Annotated in this window: 18 protein-coding genes; 14 read left to right on the forward strand and 4 right to left on the reverse strand. The window is 38.3% G+C overall.

The features are described 5' to 3' along the window. The first annotated feature begins 67 nt into the window (after positions 1-67). The 6 genes from ACDZ29_RS21345 to ACDZ29_RS21370 all read left to right on the forward strand — a co-directional run bounded on the left by ACDZ29_RS21345 (position 68) and on the right by ACDZ29_RS21370 (position 6,720). A complete protein-coding gene (locus ACDZ29_RS21345; protein WP_375088591.1) occupies positions 68-862 on the forward strand; it encodes an enoyl-CoA hydratase in 795 nt (264 codons plus the stop codon). 255 nt (positions 863-1,117) lie between these two features. Then, entirely contained in the window at positions 1,118-2,584 is a 1,467-nt protein-coding gene (locus ACDZ29_RS21350; protein ID WP_370014725.1) for a GntP family permease, read from the forward strand. Between the two features lie 195 nt (positions 2,585-2,779). Beyond that, positions 2,780-3,223, forward strand: coding sequence for a MaoC/PaaZ C-terminal domain-containing protein (locus ACDZ29_RS21355; RefSeq protein ID WP_375088592.1), 444 nt, complete (start codon positions 2,780-2,782; stop codon positions 3,221-3,223). Between the two features lie 393 nt (positions 3,224-3,616). Beyond that, complete coding sequence (locus ACDZ29_RS21360; RefSeq protein ID WP_370014727.1) at positions 3,617-4,540, forward strand: DMT family transporter; 924 nt, start codon at positions 3,617-3,619, stop codon at positions 4,538-4,540. Between the two features lie 492 nt (positions 4,541-5,032). After that, positions 5,033-6,010 (forward strand): ring-cleaving dioxygenase, encoded by a 978-nt coding sequence (locus tag ACDZ29_RS21365; RefSeq protein WP_289324757.1) that lies wholly within the window; start codon positions 5,033-5,035, stop codon positions 6,008-6,010. Between the two features lie 110 nt (positions 6,011-6,120). After that, entirely contained in the window at positions 6,121-6,720 is a 600-nt protein-coding gene (locus ACDZ29_RS21370; RefSeq protein WP_370014729.1) for a nitroreductase family protein, read from the forward strand. 508 nt (positions 6,721-7,228) lie between these two features. Here ACDZ29_RS21370 and ACDZ29_RS21375 read toward each other — a convergent pair. Continuing rightward, positions 7,229-8,572: a PLP-dependent aminotransferase family protein gene (locus ACDZ29_RS21375; RefSeq protein ID WP_289324759.1), complete on the reverse strand. Its 1,344-nt coding sequence runs from the start codon at positions 8,570-8,572 to the stop codon at positions 7,229-7,231. A gap of 117 nt (positions 8,573-8,689) precedes the next feature. Here ACDZ29_RS21375 and ACDZ29_RS21380 point away from each other — a divergent pair, with 117 nt between their 5' ends. Together ACDZ29_RS21380 and ACDZ29_RS21385 are read left to right on the forward strand one after the other, a co-directional pair. After that, a complete protein-coding gene (locus tag ACDZ29_RS21380; protein ID WP_289324760.1) occupies positions 8,690-9,646 on the forward strand; it encodes a DMT family transporter in 957 nt (318 codons plus the stop codon). After that, positions 9,647-10,531: a DMT family transporter gene (locus tag ACDZ29_RS21385; protein WP_289324761.1), complete on the forward strand. Its 885-nt coding sequence runs from the start codon at positions 9,647-9,649 to the stop codon at positions 10,529-10,531. A 286-nt stretch (positions 10,532-10,817) separates the two neighbouring features. Here ACDZ29_RS21385 and ACDZ29_RS21390 read toward each other — a convergent pair whose 3' ends face one another. From ACDZ29_RS21390 to ACDZ29_RS21400, 3 genes are all read right to left on the reverse strand, one after another. Further along, on the reverse strand, positions 10,818-11,375 hold the full coding sequence (locus tag ACDZ29_RS21390) for an MFS transporter (protein WP_289324762.1): 558 nt from the start codon (positions 11,373-11,375) through the stop codon (positions 10,818-10,820). Beyond that, complete coding sequence (locus ACDZ29_RS21395; RefSeq protein ID WP_375088593.1) at positions 11,372-12,802, reverse strand: FAD-binding protein; 1,431 nt, start codon at positions 12,800-12,802, stop codon at positions 11,372-11,374. Before ACDZ29_RS21395 ends, ACDZ29_RS21390 begins: the two co-directional genes overlap by 4 nt. 141 nt (positions 12,803-12,943) lie before the next feature. Continuing rightward, complete coding sequence (locus ACDZ29_RS21400) at positions 12,944-13,549, reverse strand: TetR/AcrR family transcriptional regulator (protein ID WP_289324764.1); 606 nt, start codon at positions 13,547-13,549, stop codon at positions 12,944-12,946. Positions 13,550-14,041: 492 nt separating this feature from the next. Here ACDZ29_RS21400 and ACDZ29_RS21405 point away from each other — a divergent pair, with 492 nt between their 5' ends. The 6 genes from ACDZ29_RS21405 to ACDZ29_RS21430 all read left to right on the forward strand — a co-directional run bounded on the left by ACDZ29_RS21405 (position 14,042) and on the right by ACDZ29_RS21430 (position 22,196). Continuing rightward, positions 14,042-15,361 (forward strand): MFS transporter, encoded by a 1,320-nt coding sequence (locus ACDZ29_RS21405; protein ID WP_375088594.1) that lies wholly within the window; start codon positions 14,042-14,044, stop codon positions 15,359-15,361. Between the two features lie 311 nt (positions 15,362-15,672). Further along, positions 15,673-17,178, forward strand: a complete 1,506-nt coding sequence (locus tag ACDZ29_RS21410; RefSeq protein ID WP_375088595.1) for a helix-turn-helix transcriptional regulator — start codon at positions 15,673-15,675, stop codon at positions 17,176-17,178. A 192-nt stretch (positions 17,179-17,370) separates the two neighbouring features. Continuing rightward, positions 17,371-19,047 (forward strand): urocanate hydratase, encoded by a 1,677-nt coding sequence (hutU, locus tag ACDZ29_RS21415; protein ID WP_289316713.1) that lies wholly within the window; start codon positions 17,371-17,373, stop codon positions 19,045-19,047. Further along, positions 19,044-20,342 (forward strand): imidazolonepropionase, encoded by a 1,299-nt coding sequence (gene hutI / locus ACDZ29_RS21420; protein WP_375088596.1) that lies wholly within the window; start codon positions 19,044-19,046, stop codon positions 20,340-20,342. The genes hutU and hutI overlap by 4 nt, the downstream gene beginning before the upstream one ends. A 246-nt stretch (positions 20,343-20,588) precedes the next feature. Beyond that, the gene (locus ACDZ29_RS21425; RefSeq protein ID WP_375088597.1) at positions 20,589-20,738 is read left to right on the forward strand and encodes a hypothetical protein; all 150 of its coding nucleotides are present in this window, start codon (positions 20,589-20,591) and stop codon (positions 20,736-20,738) included. Between the two features lie 72 nt (positions 20,739-20,810). Beyond that, entirely contained in the window at positions 20,811-22,196 is a 1,386-nt protein-coding gene (locus tag ACDZ29_RS21430; RefSeq protein WP_375088598.1) for an MFS transporter, read from the forward strand. Positions 22,197-22,226: the final 30 nt, after the last annotated feature.

Below are 22,226 nucleotides of genomic sequence, written 5' to 3' on the forward strand. Positions count from 1 at the left end.
CACGTTTTCAGCAATGCAAGAACATCTGGAACCCCACAAGTACACTTAAGGTTGAGGAGGAAAGCCGATGAAGAATAAAAATCAAGTTGTTTCATGGTCGAAACAGGGTAATATTGCAACGATTATTATTGATAATCCACCTGTTAATGTATTAAGCGCTGATGTTATAGAACAATTGAATCTTGTGGTGGATGAAATTGAAAGCGATTACAATGTTAAGGTCATTATCCTTACAGGTGAAGGCGAAAGAGCTTTTGTTGCTGGTGGAGATATTAAAGAATTTCCAGCATGGATAGGAAAAGGAGTCGAAGAAGGAAAGGGGAAATCACTTTGGCTTCAGGAACCACTTAATAAAATTGAACGTCTATCTCGACCAACCATTGCTGCAATCAACGGATTAGCATTAGGTGGAGGATGTGAACTTGCCTTAAGTTGTGACATTCGGATTGCGGAGGAACAAATTAGGATTGGGCTTCCTGAAATTAAATTGGGGTTGTTTCCAGGGGCAGGGGGAACTCAAAGACTTCCTAGACTGATAGGTAAAGCAAAAGCAAAAGAATTGATCTTTACTGGTGAGCCACTGATTGCTGAAGAGGCCAAACAAATAGGACTTGTTAATCATGTCGTGCCAAAGGGGGAATCCATAAAAAAAGCAATGGAAATCGCAAAATGTATTTGCAATTATTCTTTACAATCTTTAACTTTTGCAAAGCACTCAATTGATTATGGTTATGAACAAACACTTGAAGATGGACTTGTGATTGAAGCTGAAAATTTTGGCCATGTTTTTCAGACTAGGGACATTAAGGAAGGCGTTGAAGCCTTTATTAATAAAAGAGAGCCTAACTTCGTTGATAAGTAATCCTTCATGACAAAACCAGAGTCAAGTCCAATTTTTGAAAAAAAGAAGATTCTGATGTAACTAATTTTTGTTTATAAACTAAATAGATAAAGTTATTTTTAAAAAAACAACGGATCTATTCGGGAAATTAATTAGAGTTCTTTACTATGTTCACTAGAAAAGTGAATTATGATGCCCAAGAAGTCTTGAGGCAATGCATTCAAACCAGCAACAAATGATAACATATTATATTTTGAGAAAAAGGGGGAAATCAATATGGATGTAATAATTATTATTATTTCACTAGGATTACTTATGTTTCTAGCATATCGAGGATTTTCTGTTATACTTTTTGCACCATTGTGCGCTTTGTTTGCTGTATTTTTAACGGATCCTGGACATGTTTTACCTTTCTTCTCTAATATATTTATGGTTAAGTTAGTTGAATTTGTTAAATTATATTTCCCGGTTTTTCTACTAGGTGCTATTTTTGGGAAATTGGTTGAAATAAGCGGTGTTGCAAAGAGCATAGCTAAAATTATTGTCCGTTTTATCGGGGCTAAACAAGCCATTCTAGCCATTGTGATAATGGGCGCAATCCTGACTTATAGCGGAGTTAGTTTGTTTGTTGCAGTGTTTGCCATCTATCCATTTGCTGCTCAGCTGTTTCGCGAAGCTAATATTCCAAAGCGTTTAATTCCTGCGACAATTGCAGTTAGTGCTTTTACCTTTTCCATGGATTCACTTCCAGGGTCTCCGCAAATTCAGAATGTCATTCCAACGGGGTTCTTTAAAACTGACATCTATGCTGCACCGACATTAGGAATTATTGGGGCAATATTTATCATTTCCTTGAGCCTTTTATACTTAAATCATTGTCGACATAAGGCAGCTAGAAATGGTGAAGGGTATTTTGGAATTGGGGATAAAGCTATTGATAAGGAAGCTGCTGAAGCAGAAATGGCAGCTAGTTCTGCTATATCGCTGGAAACGACTAATAAGTTGGGAATGGATTCTGAAAAAGCTATAAGTAGAAAAGACTGGCTTGCTTTTATTCCGTTGGTGTTAGTTGGAGTGATGAATAAGTTTTTTACTGAGTCTTTTCCTCTTTGGTATGCCAAAGGATTTGATTTTTCTACAATTGGGTTAAAAGATTATGGAAATGTTGATATGTCTAAAGTTATTGGTGTTTGGTCTGTAGAGATGGCTCTTATTCTCGGAATAATAGCAACCGTCTTATTAAACTTAAAAGCTGTCAAATTAAATTTCAATTCGAGTATTAATATAGGGATTAATGGGGCATTGCTTGCAACCATGAATACGGCAACCGAATATGGTTTTGGGGGTGTGATTGCTGCTTTACCCGGCTTTACTGTGATACAAGATTATCTTACTGGAATGTTTTCGAATCCTTTAATTAATGGGGCGATCATGACAAATGTTTTGTGCGGCATTACTGGTTCAGGATCTGGCGGGATGAGCATTACGTTGAGCCTAATGGCGGATACGTATATACAAACAGCTGCTCATTTTGACATTCCGTTGGAAGTTTTACATCGTGTCATTGCTATGTCAGCAGGTGGGTTTGATACTTTGCCACATAACGGAGCTATAATTACTCTTCTAGCTGTTACTGGACTCACACATCGCCAGGCATATAAAGACATTTTTGTTATTACCATTATAAAGACACTTGCTGTATTCTTTGTAATTGGTATATTCAGCTTGTTTGCCATCGTTTAAATATTTGCCGGTGAGCATTGGAAAATATATTTCGATTACTAGCTTTAAACGCTATTCACATCGAATAGTACGTCTTTGAAAAACATTTTTTATAGTGTTGATTTTAAAAACTATCACTAAATTATATAGTAAATAGTATTTAATATCTGAATTTTCCGCCAACTAATCCAAGCCCAAATAAAGGAGATTGGAATAATGTTTAATAAATATTTCCATCAATATGAAATCGGAGAAACATGGGTGTCGAAAGGACGTACTATAACCGAAGCAGATCTAGTAATGTTTTCTGCATTTAGCGGTGACTGGTTTCCCCTCCATACTGATAAGGAGTATGCAGCAAATACACAATTTAAGCAAAGGATAGCCCACGGAATGCTTATACTTTCGGCTGCAACCGGCTTATTTCAATTTGAACCAGGAATCGTCGTTGCATTTTATGGTTTGGAGAAAGTTCGATTTACAAACCCTACCTTTATTGGGGACACGATACATGTAGAATTAAAGGTGATTGACCTTTTTGAAAAGGGCTATCAAGGTGTTGTAACAGTCATCCAAGAAATAAAAAAACAAAACGGAGAAACTGTAGCCATCGCCAATATGAAAATAATGGTCAATTCTGATGCCGAAGTAAAAATATAGTAATCACTTGATCTATTAGGCGACAAACTTAAATATTCGAGCAGGTAAAACGTACTTATGACTACTATCAATATCAAATTAGGCAATTCGAAGTGAAAGGTATTATCCCAAACTTTAGCACAGAAATTTAAACGGGCGGTAGGTGGAAGAAACGACATAACAAGCTGCTTTTTTTTTACTTCATTTTTCAGAAGAAGGCAAGCCTGCACACTGGCTTGCCTTCTTTGATGAACTCAAGCCTCTTTAGTTTTTTAAGACATCTTTGACTTGCCTTTATAGGGTGTTGTTTCGATTTTGGCAGAAGAAAATTTCAAGTTCATCTTATATAGCAAGATTTTAAATGAAATCCCTAACAATTTTTGTCATAATAAGAAAGTAGGAAGGGGGAACATCATGCTTCGATTATACGGGGCTTTAATCGGCCTTAGTTTGATATGGGGTTTATCATTTGTTTTTATGAAGTGGATGCTCCCGCCAGCGGGAATTTGGGGCATTGTGTTTCTCCGCTGTTTTGCGGGTGCTGTTGTTCTGCTTCCCGTGTTATGGTGGAAGCGCAGGGAAATCAACTGGAAATTGCCGTGGAAAGCACTGGTCGTTGTCGGAATCTTCAATTGCGGATTAGCATGGGGATTAATACCTTTAAGTGAAACAGAGATTAACAGCAGCACGGCATCGATTCTAAATGCAACCACACCCATCTGGACGGGGATCATCGGATTTATCATTTTTTCATACGTTCTAACCGCCCGACAATGGATGGGCATTCTAATTGGTTTTTTCGGAATTCTAGTATTGATGGATTTTCAAATCGGTCAGCTTTTCGGAAAGGAATTCATCGGGATTGGGACAATGCTGCTAGCGTCCATCTGTTATGGTTTTGCTGGTCATTTTACGAAAAGATTTCTTTCCAGTACCAGCATATTGGTCATTACGACGTTTACGCTGCTCACGGGTGCCGTTATCGGTTTGATCGGGATGCTAATAACAGAGCCGATTAAGCCAGTGATGTTGATGGAACCGCTGACGATTTTCGCCATAGTCGGTCTTGGGTGCTTTGGCTCTGGGCTTGGCCAGCTAATCTATTTTTACATCAATAAAAATGGCAGCCCAGAGTTAGCCGCATCGGTTACATACCTTATTCCTGCAACAGCTATGGTTTGGGGCTACGTCCTGCTTGGAGAAGCGATAAATCCTAATGTAATTATTGGCCTGCTGATTATTTTCGCAGGAGTTTATCTTTCTTCTAAGAAGTCAAAAGAAAATGATGGCACAAACTCTTCATCCGGAAAACAAGCGGAATTGCATCACGTAAAATAAGAAACCAAAACGAAATAGCCCTCACGTAAAGATTTTGTTTTTTCCTGAGGGCTTTCGTATTGAATCGCATTAATAGTTTTTTACTTATTCTAATCCAATTTTGCCAAAGATGTGATTGATTGTCTTTGCCGCATTTATAGCTATAGACATTAACCCTTATACAGAAGTGGATTTGCATTAGAATGGATATTCTTACGTAGAATATTTAGAATTAATTTCTCCTATTATAGAAAGGGAAATTGACAGTATTTTTCGCCTGAAATTATTTTGATGTTGAGATATATTAATTTGAGATAATATTGTTGACAGTAAATTTAATTCATGATAAATTACCTTTAAGTAAAGATAATTTAATTCGAGATATTAAAAAGTGTAAAACCCTATACAAACTCCTTTAATGAATAGACCACTCTGCTTGAAGGAAAAATATAGGGAACTAATGAAAAAGCTAAACAACCATAAGTTGAATCGTTTTAATGGGAGGAATCAAGTATGAATGGATTAAAAGGAATACACCACGTAACGGCCATAACAAGCAGCGCAGAAAAGAATTATGAATTTTTCACTGATATTTTAGGTATGCGTTTAGTCAAGAAAACAGTTAACCAAGATGATATCCAAACCTATCACCTGTTTTTTGCAGACGATGTTGGGGGTCCAGGTACTGACATGACTTTCTTCGATTTCCCTGGTATTCCAAAAGGTGTGCATGGGACCAATGAGATTTCAAAAACATCCTTCCGTGTACCGAATGATGCCGCATTAGAGTATTGGGTTAAACGTCTCGACCGTTTAGAAGTGGGGAATACAGGAATCCAAGAACAATTTGGTAAAAAGGTCATTTCTTTTGTCGATTTTGATGATCAGCAATATCAATTGATCTCAGATGAAAACAATGAAGGGGTAGCAGCTGGAATCCCCTGGCAAAAAGGACCGATTCCTCTGGAGTACGCCATTACAGGATTAGGACCAATTTTCATTCGTATCGCCAACTTCGATTACTTTAAAGAAATGATGGAAAAAGTTCTATTATTCAAAGAAATAGCCGAAGAAGGATCCTTTCATTTATTCGAAGTAGGGGAAGGCGGGAATGGAGCACAAGTAATTGTCGAGCATAATTCGAGCCTTCCTCAGGCACGGCAAGGTTTTGGGACTGTTCACCATACAGCCTTCCGGGTAGAAGACCGTTCCGTTCTGGAAGAATGGATCGAACGAATGGAAAGCTTCCAATTTCAAACGTCTGGTTATGTTGATCGTCACTTTTTTGAGTCGCTTTACGTACGAGTGGCGCCGCAAATTTTATTCGAATTTGCCACTGATGGTCCTGGATTTATGGGGGATGAACCATATGAAACCCTTGGGGAAAAGTTATCCTTACCACCGTTCTTAGAACCTAAAAGGGATCAAATCGAAAAATTGGTCCGTCCCATTGATACAGTGAGAAGCACAAAGGAATTCATTAAAGAATAATTGGTAACCTTAAGCGAATGATAAATTGGTTTATGCCCATACTAAAACAGGTAGAAATAAAACATGGAATAATCATTTGAAATAGAAAAAATGCTCTGGAGGAATGAATCATGACAAAAGATTTTTACACGGCCATTAAAGAGAGACGTTCATATTATGGAATCAATAAAGAGGTCCAAGTATCTGATGAGAAAATAAAAGAAATTGTTGAATTTGCCGTTAAACACACGCCATCGGCTTTTAATTCCCAATCTTCCCGCCTTATTGTTTTAACAGGCTCAGCACATGATAAATTATGGGATATTACGACGCAAGCGTTAAGGAAAGCGGTCGGTGAGGGAGATTTCTCTGGCACTCAACAAAAAATGGATTCCTTTAAAGCGGGATATGGAACCATCTTATTCTTTGAAGATGAATCTGTTGTGAAATCACTTCAAGAACAATTTGCTACTTATGCCGATAACTTCCCAATCTGGTCACAACAAACATCAGGAATGCATCAATTAGTTGTTTGGACTGCCCTTGAAGCAGAAGGATTGGGAGCAACTTTACAGCATTATAATCCTCTAATTGATGATGAAGTGAAAAAAGAATGGGATGTTCCAAGTAATTGGAAGTTGATTGCGCAAATGCCATTCGGTAATCCAACAGCTCAACCAGGTGATAAAGAATTCAAACCACTTGAGGATCGTATAAAATATTATAAATAACTAGTAAGAGCAACTTTATTAAAGCCAAGTCTAACGGGCTCTCAGACTGTAGACAAACTCGAAGAAAAGCGAGTTTGTCTACAGTTTTTTTCTTTAAAAAACATTCCCTCGCCGCAAGCGTCTTTGGTGTCCCGGCTAGCCAGTTATTCGGCAGGAGTGTCGCAAATTTCTTCAACCTAGCGAGAGTTCCATCCCATATAAAACAGTAAAAAATCATGGAGTATAACCAAGTTTTGTTTTGAAATTATGGTAATGATCCCCTCGATAAAATCGTGAAAAGGATTCGGGAAGAGACCATCCCGCCCCCTTTTTGTATACAAACCGAGAGCCAACTCTATTTAGCTCTTTTTTAGTTGAGCTCATTTTGCATATGCTTTTCAGAATTACAAATGTTAATGGATGTAATTTACAGATATTAATGGCTTTGCGTTGTTATCAGAAAAAATATTTTTACTGCTTTTTTGATAAATGTTCTGAGTGGAAAGTGACTATACCTTATGTAAAAGCTTTATAAGTAATAGTTCTGCTTGTTATTCAATTCTTTATAAATGAGTGCTATTCCTTGATCAAGTTTTTGTATATTTGTATTGGACACGTTTAATTTTAATATTTTTTCCTGGTGAAAGCCATCTATATAATTTTGCTCTATCGTCTCTACCAGTACTTGTTGATTGTGTAAGTTTTTGATTAGGTGAGCACTATTTAAACGATGAGGTAGTATGATATGAGCGTTCATACATATGGATGCTGGGCGATGAAAGCCTGAAGTTGAGTGCTTTTCTAGAGCATCATATAGCAAGTTTGCACGCACTAAATAGGACAGGCGCACTTTGTTTCTATGGCGTTCAAACATACCGCTTTTTATGTAGATTTCCAGGGCTGCTTGTGAAATCATGGAACTATCGATATCAGCTGTTCTTTTATATAGTTGGAAGCTGTTCGCTAATGGTTTTGGCAATACGGCAACACCTATACGTAATCCTGGAAACATTATTTTAGAGAAGCTTTTTAAATAAATGACCATGTGATGTGTATCCTCGGAAAAAATAGGGTCTACCTTCATATTTTCTTCGAAATCTGCTAAAAAATCATCTTCGACAATATAAACACCATACTTTACAGCAAGTTTTAGTATCTCTTCCCTGTCCTTTTTAGAGTAAGAAGTCCCTAACGGATTATGAAAACGAGGCATCGTATAAAAGAATTTAATTTCCTGACCACTAAAAATCCGTTCTAATTCCTCTAAATCAATACCTTCTGCCGTTCGTTGGATTCCTAGCACGGAAATCTTGTACGCTTTCAATTGCTCCACAAATAAATGATAACTAGGTTGTTCAACAAGTATATGGGTACGTTCATTTGGAAAGGGGATAAGTGTTAATAAGGAAAGTGCTTGTTGCACACCAGAAGTAATGAAAATCTGTTCTTCCTTTGCGAAAACCTGATATTGCTCTAATTGCTTTTGTATCACTTTAATTAAAGAGGGTAGTCCTTTTGGAGTGCCATAGATAAACAATTCTTGCTGATAGGTATCGATGGCTTTGTTGATGCAATGTTGAAAGTCATGATACGGAAATTGATGCCAAGCGGGAGCGGAGGTAACAAAATCGATTTCCGCAGTTGGTTCACTTTTACCATTAAATTCTTTTTGAACGACATAATATCCACTTTTAGGTACCGCATAGATTAAATGCCTCTTTTCCAATTCTTGCAGGGCTTTTATGACTGTACTTTTACTACAATGATGTTGATCGCTTAGTTGACGAATTGATGGGAGTTTAAATCCTGCTTTGAGCTGTCCATTCTGGATGAGAGATTCAAATTCATTAAACAAAGCTACGTATTTTAACATGAATACCTCCTAAAAACTGTACCGTTACAGATGCTTTTTATTTGTATTGTATCGTAGTCGAACTTTTAATACGATACTAACAACCGGCCGGGTGTTGAAAAGGAGGATTTACTCTATATGCCAGAACATAAAAAAGCCTATTTTGCGGCGATACTATATGCCATTATTATTGGATTTTCATTTATCTTTACAAAAATATCATTAATGGAAGCGAGTCCGTTAGACACATTGGCACATCGATTTACGATGGCTTTTTTGATCGCTATAATTTTTAAGCTGTATAGGAGGACATCAGTGAAAATGAGTGCAAAGGATACTTTGAAAACTCTTCCGTTGGTGTTCCTTTATCCAATTTTATTCTTTACATTCCAAGTGTTTGGTCTCGTTTATACCTCATCTTCAGAAGCGGGTATCATCCAAGCGACCATACCAATTTTCACGTTATTATCAGCTTCATTATTTTTAAAGGAATACGCGGGTAAAAGTCAGAAATTTTTTCTTTACTTATCTGTGATGGGGGTTATCTTTATCTTTGTCATGAATGACTTGCAACTTGAGGCTCACAGTTTGAAAGGAACGATCCTGATCTTATTATCTGCGATTGCTGCGGCTCTTTATAATGTGGTAGCAAGAAGGTTAACAAAGCGATATTCACTATTTACGTTAACTTATGTGATGACGTTCTATGGTTTTTTTGCTTTTAATAGTATGGCCATCATCAACCATATCATTAACCAATCTTTTAGTAGCTTTTTTTTACCCTATACAAGTAGTGCATTTCTCATTTCGATCATATATCTTGGTGCATTATCGTCACTGCTTACTGCTTTTTTATCAAACTATGCATTATCTATATTACCAGCATCTAAGATGAGCGTTTTCAGTAATTTAGCGACATTGATTACGGTTATGGCAGGGGTGATATTCTTACATGAATCCATACACTATTATCACGTTATTGGTGCAATGATTATTCTTGTTGGTGTAATCGGCACAAACTATTTTGGTGGAAATCGGTCAAAGCATATCAGTAAGGTTATTGGCGATCCATTAATGAAGAGAGAGGTAAAGTGAATGAATAAATATTTGTTATTACTGGTGATTAGTTGTATATGGGGATCTCAATTCTTCTTTATTGCATTAGTTATAGATAATGTTGGGGTTATTACTTTGTCAGCCATCAAAGCATGTATCGGTGGTATCTGTTTACTCTTCATTGGTTTTTTCTTATCAAAAGAAGAGCGAAGAGTAAATAGGAGTTATTATAAATGGTATATAATCATTGCGGTTTTCGAAGTTGTACTACCATTCGTATTTATTGCGCAAGGTCAGAAAACGGTACCAAGCAGTATCGCATCGATGTTGATTGGAATGGTTCCTGTCTTTACCATCCTCTTTTTAATAACATTTTACAAAAGAAAAAGCACAATGCCGGAGATTACAAGTATACTATTCGGATTTGCAGGTATTGTCTTCCTTTCCTGGCCAACACAAGGATTCCATGACCTTTTCACCAGTATTCAAGGTAATATCCTATTGATATTGGCTGCCATGAGTTTTGGATTATCATTGATTATCATGGAGAAATTAAACGAGGGATCTTCCGTTATTCATATGAGAAATGTATTATTGATTGCCAGTGCATTTCTCATCCCAATGTCCCTTTTATTTGAGCAATCTTTCAAATTGGATTTAGAACGATCTCAATCTATCTACTTAGCGATTTTAGGCATTTTCCATGCAGGAGTAGTTTATGCATTATTTAATAGGCTGATTCGGCAAGAAGGCGCGTTATTTACGTCATTCAGTAATTATATAGTGCCTGTCATCGGTATGATTTTAGGCTTTTTCTTTTTACATGAAGCGTTGTCTATTCATCAGATGATTGGGATGGGTATAATTATGATGTCATTGGTTTTTTCAGACAAAAAAATAATAACCAAGTTGATAAGAAAGTAGTATTTTAATATATGTGCTATTGTCCGTAGTCTTTAATTGTACTAATAAACCGCAGATTTTAGAATTTCGAAAAAATACCGCAGTAAAAGTGAGAAAAGAGAAGTGGATTATATTTTATCTTTGTAGGATGGAAATTCATTTTTTGAAAGAATATGTGGTTTTTGGTGTTTGATCCGCAAATGATTTATATACTTTTATATAGTAGAAGCAGCATCTACTTAGGTTAAAGCAGATGCTGCTTCTACTAAAAATTATCACTAACTAGCAATAACCCTTATGTTTTTATTTATTCTGCATTAGATAGTGGAGCGTTTTTATCCATCTTCATTATAATAAATCCAGACCAGGCAAACATTAAGGATGCAAGGTAAAAGATGCTTCCAATCGTTAAAAAGTCGACTAAATATCCGGTTGCTATCACGGCAGCTGCAGCACCAATGGATGTCCAAACATGGTAGTTTCCAATTTCCTTACCCGCGGTTGTTTTCGTAACATATCTTGCAAGTACTGTTTTTTCAGTGTTTTTTTGTACAGCCCCAAGGACCCCCATTATAATTTGCAGGAGATAGACATGCCAAATTTCATATGCGAGAGGAAAGGCAAGAAGGATTAGTGCCATCCCCCATGAATAGATAATGAGAAATGTTTTGTCACCGGCTTTGTCAGCGAATTTTCCGATTAAAGGGTAACTAAGTGCTGCTGTCAGTGAGAATATTCCATATGCCCATCCGAATTGCGAATAGCTGGTACCTACATTTTTGATTAGCAAAATATAAAAAGGGAAAATCATGCTGGCAGCCATACCAACAGTGCCTTGGTAAATAACAAAACGTTTATAATTCATGGATGATACTCCTTGTAGAAAAGATTCATGAAGCGATTATCAGGATCATACTTCTTCTTTAATTGAAAGAATTCCTCAGCACGCGGATATGCTTCAAATAATTGTGTCTTGGTTGGATAACCATAATAGGGCAAATAGTAGCTGCCGTTATGGTCAAGCGTCACATTAATCATATTACGGATGACCCTTCCCGTATTTTCCTTACTTTCGTTATCTGTCCCTTGATTGATTAGCATAACAAGAGCGAACATATCATCCTTGGCATAGGACATGAGTGATTCATCATTATGTTCCACATAACGAATTGTAATATTTAATAAATTGAAATCTTTTTCATGTGATAAAGTTTTTCTTAGATCATCGATATAATCAGTAAATTGATCTATCGGAACGAAGTATTCTTGCAACACTTCTGTTTTGGAGGGATTGCTGTAATCCATAAAGGCAGAGTCCGACCGCATCACATTATTCCTGGAAACCAAGTTACCATCAATATTGGCCATGTAGGTCTCTTGAGTTTCCCAAAACCTCTTTTTCCCCCAGTCATTATAACGCGATAGGCCAAGAAAGAATTTAGGCACGGCAACGATTGTTTCCCGATTGAGAGTATTGTAGTTCGATAGCTGTGCTTGGTCATTTGCCCTATAATAATCCGTTACATACATTTCATCCAAATAGGAGCCAGGAGCAACCGATATTCTTGCCAGATGCATTTTAACAGCATCGTTTTGAAGGACATCTCTTTTAAAATACGAAGTATATTCATCATAATTGAGTGATTTCGTTTTAATTTTATAAAGTTCGTCATCGGTTAGCTGGAGTGTAACATCAAGTATTACTCCAAACAAACCATATCCGCCAATAACCGAAGAGAAGAGCTCCGAATTTTCTTCGCGGCTCACCGTTAGGATTTGTCCTTTCGCGTTAAGCAATCTAAAAGATTCCACGGTTTCTATCAAGGCATGATGGCGGATATCACGGCCATGGACATTAACGCTCAAAGAACCGCCTATGGTGAATATGTTTTGAGATTGACTGACCTTCAGTGCAAGTCCATATGGGTTGATATATTCCTGTAGATCAGCCCAGGTTGCTCCGCTTTGAACCGTGATGTGTTTTTCTTTTACATCCAAATCAAGGATTTTGTCATAATGCTTCATATCCAGCAGGATCCCGTTTGGATATAATGTCTGTCCCCCTTGGCTATGCTGCATTCCGGCAATGGAAATGGAATCACCGTTTTTTACAGCTTCTTTAATGACCTTTTTGATTGCTCCTTCACTATCTTCTGCTTTTATCGCTTTCATTTTAACTGGCATCAGGCGGCTGATATCTTCTGCAATGGGGTGGTCAAGCTTGAAATTAAAAGCCTGCAGGGATAAACCAAATAATATTGCATATGGGATGATAAAGAAAAATCGTTTCATAATAACTAGCTTTCGACTCCTCGTTAAAAATGTTTGACACTCAAGAGATTAATGCATGAACTTTATTGAATAATTGAGTTACCTCGCCATTCATTGAGATTGGGTTTAATATTCTTTAAATAATGTTGAACTTTTTATGTATTAGTGCTTCATTTTCAGCCCATTAATGATAGTTTCGATTAGAGGTATGGATAAAGATTCCAAGCTTTGTTCTGTGTTGTTTAAACCCCAATGGTAGATGATACCCATCAGGCTTTGGGTGAGGAGTGTTGAAATCTCATTTATTGACTGTTCCGTGCCTATGCTGTTTTGTTTTTTCGCCTCTTCAATTAATGAACGAATAATTTGTAAGAGAGAGCGATTTGAATTTGAAAAGTATGTATGTTCTTTTGAATCTAATGCGGAACTGTAAATCACTTTCATTAGATCTTTGCCCATCTCTTCTTCCAGAAAACGCATCAATTTGCGTATGAAAACAAACAATTTCTCGGTAGCGTCCATATCGGCTGGGAACGAATGGAAGACTTCACGATAGTAATCATCGACTTCTGTGAACCTCGCTAAAAAAATGTCCGATTTCGCTGAAAAGTGTTGATAAAATGACCCTTTCGAAGTGCCGCTTTTTTTCACGATTTCGTCTACTGTAACTTTATCATAACCCTTTTCGCTAAATAGCTTTAAAGAGATGTTTAAAATTTTTTCACGAGTCTTTTCTCCCCTAAGCTGTTTTTTTCTAGGTTCAATCATAAAAAAACCTCCTAGTGATAATTGACAGAATATTCCTATATAGTTTACTATCAGACTACAGTCTGGTTTAGGAAATTTATGGTCTATTTAATTTAACGTAGATTATGAATATTCACAACGCTTTCCTAATTCATTTGGCATGTCGGGAAAGCGCTTACGATGTTTCTTGGTCAGTATGGGTGTTGTCAATCTAGCAAAATCAGGAGGATTTTTTAAAAATAGGAGAATACCTGAAAAGGGTGGTTAGAGTTCGTAAGATCCCTTTCCTATCAGTTACTGTCAGGTAGAAAAGGTAATTCTTTTTTAGCCTGGATGATATGCGTTTTGTAATATTGTTGGGAATGAGTAAATGTAAATGGAGAGGAGGTGGTATTTCGACTTTTTGAAGGTACCGGGAATGAACCAGAGAGTCGGGAAGCTAGGAAAGAAACGATCAGCGGCAATCGCATTTTTTTATGGGGAAAATGTAGCTTGAAAAGGGAGGAAATAATCATGAATCATTCCAGTGGTGAAATAGAGAAAAAGACGATCAGTAAAACGATGAAACGCATTCTTCCATTTATCTTGATCCTTTATATCATTGCATATTTGGACAGGGTCAATTTAGGCTATGCTGCTTTACAAATGAATGAGGAATTAGCTTTATCCGCTGAGGTTTTTGGATTACTTTCTGGTATTTTCTTTATAGGCTATTTCTTCTTTGAAGTTCCAAGCAACATGATCATGCATAAAGTGGGAGCTCGGATATGGATTGCCCGTATAATGATTTCGTGGGGGCTCGTGGTAATATTAACAGGTTTTGCGCAAACAACTATGCATTTATATATTCTCCGTTTTTTATTAGGTGTCGCCGAAGCTGGTTTTTTCCCTGGTATAATCTTATATTTAACTTATTGGTTCAGGGCCCGCGAAAGAGGAAGGGCAACAGCGGTCCTGCTTTTAGCCTTACCGATTGGCGGATTGATTGGTGCGCCTGTGTCGACGTGGATTCTTGACAATATATCCTGGTTTGGTATGGCAGGCTGGAGATGGATGTTCATCCTTGAAGGCATTCCGGCCATTATTATAGGAATTGTTGTTGTTTTCTATTTAACTAATAGACCGACTAACGCTAAATGGTTATCTAAGGAAGAAAGTGATTGGTTAGAAGGGGAATTGAGTGCGGAAAGAAAAGTTAGCTCGAAAATAAATAAAGTCACTAAGCTTGATATGCTGAAAGATTCGAAAATCTGGAAGTTGGCCCTTTTTTATTTCACAGGGTACACATCTATCTATGGATTGTCATTCTGGATGCCAACCATCATTAAATCTTTATCGGAAAATGCAACAACCAATTTAGAAATAGGCTGGTTAGCGATGATTCCATCATTAGTCGGTATACCTGCCATTATGTTTGTTGGCTGGAACTCAGATCGGACCAATGAACATAAACCACACTTGCTTGTTTGTCTCATGATATCAGTTATCGGATTTATCGGGTGCGGCTTTTCAGATAGTGTATTTATGATGGTGCTTATGTTAACGATTACATCTTTCGGGTTATACGGTTTCAGTGGATGTTTCTTTGCCTATATGACATTTTTCTTTACTGAGTCGACTGCACCAGTTGGCATAGCCCTAGTCAATTCATTTGCGGCTTTAGGTGGTTTTGTAGGACCGATGATTCTTGGAACTGTTGCATTTACTCAAGGCATGTTTATATTATCTGGATTACTTGTGATAGGAGTCATTACTTTATTATCATTAAAATTGACTAATGTTTCAGCTGAAAATATTGGAAAAGAAGTTGAAGTCAATATTAAGCAATTATAAAAAATTCTAAATGAAAATTGAATTAAAGCGTAGAGTACTAAAATAGAAACATCAGTGGAAATCACAAAGGTCCATGGTGTTTCTTTTTTCATATAGTCATATTATTAAAGAAAAGTAATCCTTAAATGAGGGAAGTAAATGTAATAAATATGGATGCTTTCCATTTTGAGCATGTCCAAATTTAATCTTGATCGCAGGTTCTTCTCAATATGACTTGTTTGAAGGATTCGGCAGGATTAGAATGGAGATGAGATGCAAGTAGCTTTGTAAAGAACAGGGATTCCTTTTCTTTCAAACGTCACATTTATTCGATGAAAAGGATATCAGGGAGAGAAATGGGTGATGATGTGGAAATTCATTTGGTGGCAAAAGATGAGATAGAGGCTCAAGGAATTCGTTGGATAGTTGAATCCCACCTTACGGGAGTCCGACTGATCCTATGGAAAACGATTGAAGAATTTGAAAAGGGCATGCGCAATCAGCATCCGGAATTCGTCATTTTAGATATGGATATTTGGACGAATGAAAGTGAGGCGATGGGCGCTTCGTTAAAGCGGAGGGGAATTCGTTGGTTAGGGATTTCATCTGAGCGAATCTTTCAAACAGCTTATCGGGCCTTACGTTTTCGTGCGGATGATGTTCTATTCCGTCCTTTTTCTTCAGCGGATTTGGTAAAGCATATCCAACAATTGCGTTTTCAATTAAGAAATGGTCAAGGTTTTTCCTCGACAGGCACCATGGATGAGGAGAATACACTTGATATTGGTTATCCAGATTTCTTCTTGACAGAGCGGAGGCATGATAGTCGAATAACCATGGTGGCATTTTTGACACCTGATAATAGGGCCCTCCCTTTAGTATATGATGAACTGCAACGATATTCTTTTACTGGGAAGCATCAAATATTCGCTTTATCGGATTTTATTTTATGCGTCCAGGAAACAAAGGAAATTGATGTAAATAAGGAAGAATATCAAGCGTTCCTGGCTCACTGGAAAGAAAGAATGGATGAGCCTCTTGCCATCATAATAAAAGTGGCAACGCCTGATGAGTCTTTAAAAAGGATGTACCAGCAAACACGTGAATTTACGAGGCAAATCTTTTTCGATGGATATGATATCATTTTAGCGGAAAGTCAACAAACTTCCCCTCAAGAGATGGATCCATTCCTCACTCCTCTTGAACAAAGGCTTTGGATAGAAATGCTCGAAAGACGGGATGCGAAAGCCATCAGGAACTGGATCGAACGTGAATTCCTAACTTTTCAACAACCATACCCTGACCCGGAAATCGTTCGTATTCGCCTTACAAGCGTACTCGCACAGATCCGTAGGCATATGAAATCATACAACTTGCAAAATGCGTCTCTAGAAGCAATATACTATGATGTATTTCAGCAAATCGTACATAAACCAGTCATTCATCAAATAGTAAAAGAACTGCATGCGTTCACCACCCATTTGCTCCTTCAGGATCACGGGCAATTACAGGAAGGAGCACGCACTCTTAGCGAAAAAGCAAGAGAGCTGATCGAGTCCAACTATTGGGATTCCCAGTGGAATCTATCGACCTGTGCAGATACTCTGCGTGTCAATAAAAGCACACTCAGCCGTCGTTTTGCAGCTGAATCCGGCGAGTCTTTTCGCAATACGCTGCATCAAGTTCGAATTAGGGAAGCTAAACGCCTATTAAAGGAAACGGATTTATCATTGGAGGAAATCGCACAATTAGCCGGTTATTCACATCAGACCTATTTTAATGCAAAATTCAAACTGCTTGAAGCTTGTACTCCATCAGCTTATCGGTCTGGATTATAAAAAGGACGATTCAGTAATATTGAATCGTCCTTTTTTATTTCATAACAATATAATTTTCAATATTATTCATAAAAAAATAAAGTTAACTACAAAAATTTGAAATAATTTATAAAATAATCATTAAATTATAATGAATTATTCTGAATTTTTCTTATAGAATGAAAATATAACAAAAACAAGGGGGAAATGAAAATGAACACGATTACAAACAAGGTTATCCGTTATACTGGAACAGAATTGCATACAAAAGGATGGCAACAAGAAGCGGTGCTTAGAATGTTAATGAATAATTTGGATCCTGAAGTCGCTGAACGTCCAGAAGATTTGGTGGTATACGGAGGGATTGGGAAAGCAGCTCGTAACTGGGAATGCTTTGATGCAATCGTCAAATCACTAAAAGAGCTTGAAGAAGATGAAACTTTATTGGTCCAATCAGGGAAACCGGTGGCCATTTTTAAAACGCATTCGGATGCACCACGTGTCCTGCTTGCAAATTCAAATATCGTCCCTGCTTACGCGAACTGGGAAACATTCCATGAACTTGATAAAAAGGGATTGATGATGTATGGGCAAATGACAGCTGGTAGCTGGATATATATTGGTTCTCAAGGAATCGTACAGGGTACATACGAGACATTTGCCGAGCTTGCAAAACAACATTTCAATAACTCATTAAAAGGCACCATTACTCTAACGGCAGGACTAGGCGGTATGGGAGGGGCACAGCCACTGGCAGTTACGATGAACGGCGGTGTCTGTATCGGAATCGATGTTGATGAGACAAGAATTGACAGGAGGATCGAGACTCGTTATACAGATGTGAAAACGGATTCTTTAGATGAAGCCATTCGTCTAGCTAAAGAAGCAAAACTTGCAGGAAAAGCATTATCGATTGGCTTGATTGGGAATGCGTCCGATCTTCTTCCTGAAATGATCGCCAGAAACTTTATTCCGGATGTCTTGACGGATCAAACTTCCGCCCATGATCCGTTAAATGGATATACACCATCTGGTATGTCAATGGAGGAAGCTGCACAATTACGGAATGCGAATCCAGAAGAGTATATTAAACTCTCTAAAGCTTCAATGGCCAAACATGTAAGAGCGATGCTTGAAATGATGGAAAAAGGAGCCGTGACGTTTGATTATGGCAACAATATCCGTCAAGTTGCGAAAGATGAAGGGGTAGAGAATGCTTTTGACTTCCCTGGTTTCGTTCCTGCTTATATCCGTCCACAATTTTGTGAAGGAAAAGGTCCATTCCGCTGGGTGGCTTTATCTGGTGATCCTGAAGACATTTATAAAACAGACCAAGCCATTTTACGCGAATTTGCTGATAATGAACATTTATGTAACTGGATTAGAATGGCTCAAGAAAAAATTCAGTTCCAAGGTCTGCCTTCGCGCATTTGCTGGCTTGGTTATGGGGAGCGCGCCCGTTTTGGTAAAATCCTCAATGATATGGTTGCAAGTGGAGAATTGAAGGCCCCGATAGTAATTGGGCGTGACCATTTGGATTCAGGCTCTGTCGCTTCGCCGAATCGTGAAACGGAAGCAATGAAGGATGGTTCGGATGTAGTGGCTGACTGGCCAATCTTAAATGCAATGGTTAATGCAGTGGGCGGTGCAACCTGGGTATCCGTACATCATGGCGGTGGTGTAGGAATGGGATACTCCATGCATGCAGGAGTGGTAATCGTGGCAGACGGCACCAAAGAAGCAGGCGCCAGGATTGAGCGAGTGTTGACAACGGATCCTGGGATGGGCGTAGTGCGTCATGTTGATGCAGGGTATGAACTGGCAGAGGAAACAGCTCGTGAAAAAGGTATTAATATCCCGATGCTTGATAAAGGAATTGATAAACAATGACAAAACCAATTTGGATAAAACATGCCGCTCAACTTGCCACCCTTACCTCTGAAAGGAAAGGTCCTCGTTCCAAAGAGGGAATGTCGGAGCTTGGTTTGATAATAGATGGAAGTATATGGATGGAGTCTGGTTTGATTCAAGCTGTAGGTACGACCAAGGAATTGGAAGAACTTTATGCTGATAGATTGCATGAAGCTGAAGTTTTCGATGCTTCTGGCCATTTGGTGACACCAGGGCTTGTTGATCCCCATACGCATGTGGTATATGGCGGGAGTCGTGAGCGTGAATTTGAAATGCGTCTTGAAGGTGCAACATATATGGACATCATGAATGGGGGTGGAGGCATTCATGCAACCACCCGCATGACAAGGGAAGCAAGTGAAGTAGAGTTGATGGAACAAACCAAACGACGCCTTGATTCGTTTCTCGCTCATGGCGTGACTACAGTAGAAGGTAAAAGCGGTTATGGAATGAATTTGGAAACCGAATTGAAGCAGTTGCGGGTGATGAAGAAGTTACAGGAAGAGCATCCGATTGATTTAGTTCCTACCTTTATGGGAGCCCATGCGGTTCCAAAGGATTATAAAGGCCGTGAGGATGAATTTGTCGATCATCTGATTAATGATATGCTTCCAATCGTCTCTGAAGAAAAGCTTGCTGAATTCAATGATGTATTTTGTGAAAAGGGGGTTTTTACCCCTGAACAATCAGAGCGGATTTTAAAGGCGGGGAAAAAGTACGGCTTGATCCCTAAAATTCATGCCGATGAAATTGAGCCATACGGGGGAGCGGAACTAGCTGCCAAAATAGGGGCGATTTCAGCTGAGCATTTATTGAAGGCTTCCGAAGAGGGAATTCAAGCCATGGCTAAGTCAGGAACCATTGCCTGCTTGCTTCCAGCCACAGCTTTGTATTTAAGAGAAGATGCGGCCCCAGGACGCCGAATGGTTGATGAAGGTGTAGCTGTTGCCATTTCGACCGATTGCAATCCCGGATCCTCACCGACGACTTCTATGCCACTTGTCATGAATCTGGCATGCATCTCGATGCGGCTTACCCCTGCTGAAGCGCTTACGGCGGCAACATACAATGCTGCTTGTGCAATCAACAGACAAGAAAAGATCGGTTCGCTTGAAGTAGGAAAACAAGCGGATGTCGTTTTATGGAATGTTGAAAACTATCAGGAATTGCAATATTTATTTGGGGTTAATCACGTTAAGACTGTATGGAAAAACGGTGTTCAAGTTGTGAATGATAGAGTGAAGACTGATTCCAAAAGCCTGACGGGCCTTTAAAACTCACTAAAAAAAGATACGGCCTCGATTCTCAATCAATGTCTACCCATTCCATCCGCTGAAAAATTCAGGGGATGGGATGGGCTTTTAGAAGTATTTATCAAATGTAATGGTGCTGAATCGTAGGATGGTGGTTTATCATCCTACCCATTGCCAGCGTTAAATACTTTACTGCTTTACAGTGAGATTTAATGAAAGTGTTTTAAGGAAATCGTGGAAATGAATCTTCCATGTGGAGGGAATTTTATGTGGATAATCACTATCCATTCGAAGGATAACTTAAAAATGTTTGAGTTTTACACTGAAAAGGAAGCAAGGGAAAAATTCGAAGTAATAGAAGGGTGTAAAATCCTTAGTGAAGTCATTTATTTCAATGATCATGTAATTTCTGGTTAACTACCGGAGTATTACAGTAATAGTGTTTTTATGATCCAAAAATCTGATTAATCAAAAAATGGAGGGGATTCTTTGAACGAACAAAAATTCACTATAGACGATGCCCCATTTAATAAATTTCATTTTCGAATTGCAGGACTTACATTCGGTTCTAGCTTCTGTGATGGATATTCCCTTGGAATCATTGCAATGGCCCTGACAGTATTCGGGCCTCAAATGAATATGAATGCAATGTGGACAGGGCTGATCGGCAGTTCTGCTTTAATCGGTCTGTTTGCGGGATCTTTAATACTTGGAAGACTTTCTGATCGTGTAGGAAGACAGAAAATTTTTCTTGTAAACTTTTTACTTATCACGGTTGCTACTCTTTTACAATTTTTTGTTAATAGTCCAGAAGAGCTTTTCTTTTTACGTTTGTTAATTGGTTTTGGACTTGGTGGAGATTACGCTGTCGGTACGACTTTACTCGCCGAGTTTTCACCCAAAAAGTATCGCTCCTCGCTTCTCGCGTCTATAAACGTAGTATGGACGCTTGGATATGTGGCATCGAACTTTGTTGGTCATTACCTGGGACAGGTTGGTTCAGACTCATGGCGTTGGATGCTTGTTAGTGCTGCTATTCCCGCTATTCTGGTTTTAATCTTAAGAATTGGAACCCCTGAATCACCAAGATGGCTTGTCAGCATGGGGCGTGTCGAAGAAGCTCGCCAGATTGTAAAAAAACACATTGGATCGAACGTTGAAATGGGAGAAACGACTACTGGCACTGAAAATCAAAAGGCTCTAGGATTTCGTGGACTTTTCAGTAAAAAGCTTCGTAAGCGGCTGGCTTTTGGTGGAATATTTAAATTAACTCTTGTAATTCCGTACTTTGCAATCTACACTTTCCTACCGTCCATATTAAGGACAATGGGTTTTGAACAAAACTTTTTTGCCGATACAATGTTAAATCTATTCTTGCTGATTGGGGCAATTTTTGGTCTTTGGTTGCTTGCGAAATTTTCTCGTAGAGGATTTACCATCGGGGCTTTTACAATCCTTACTGTTTCATTGTTTTCACTCAGCTTCTTACACAATGGTTCTCAATTCTTAATGTTGACAGCCTTCTTGAACTTTACTTTTTTCATGTCAGCAGCATCGAACCTTACATTAGTATACCCAGCAGAGCTTTTTCCAACTGAGATTCGTGGATCTGGAATAGGTATGGTTACGGCAATTAGTCGAATTGGTTCTGCGATTGGAACATTTCTGCTGCCTGTTTCTTTAAGTTCATTTGGATTAAGTACCTCAATGGCAGGTATGGCAGTCATTCTGCTAATCGGCTTGATCGTATCGATCGCCTGGGCACCTGAGACTAAATCGCTTTCACTTAATGATGCCAGTAATCCTTTACTTGAAGCGGAGCACTCTATAATGGAAACCGATATTCCCTTTACAGAAAATAAGAAAATAACATAAGATTAATTTTCCAGCAAATAATTGAGAAGG

The sequence above is a fragment of the Peribacillus sp. RS7 genome, from assembly GCF_041956845.1.
Classification (GTDB): Bacteria; Bacillota; Bacilli; order Bacillales; family DSM-1321; genus Peribacillus.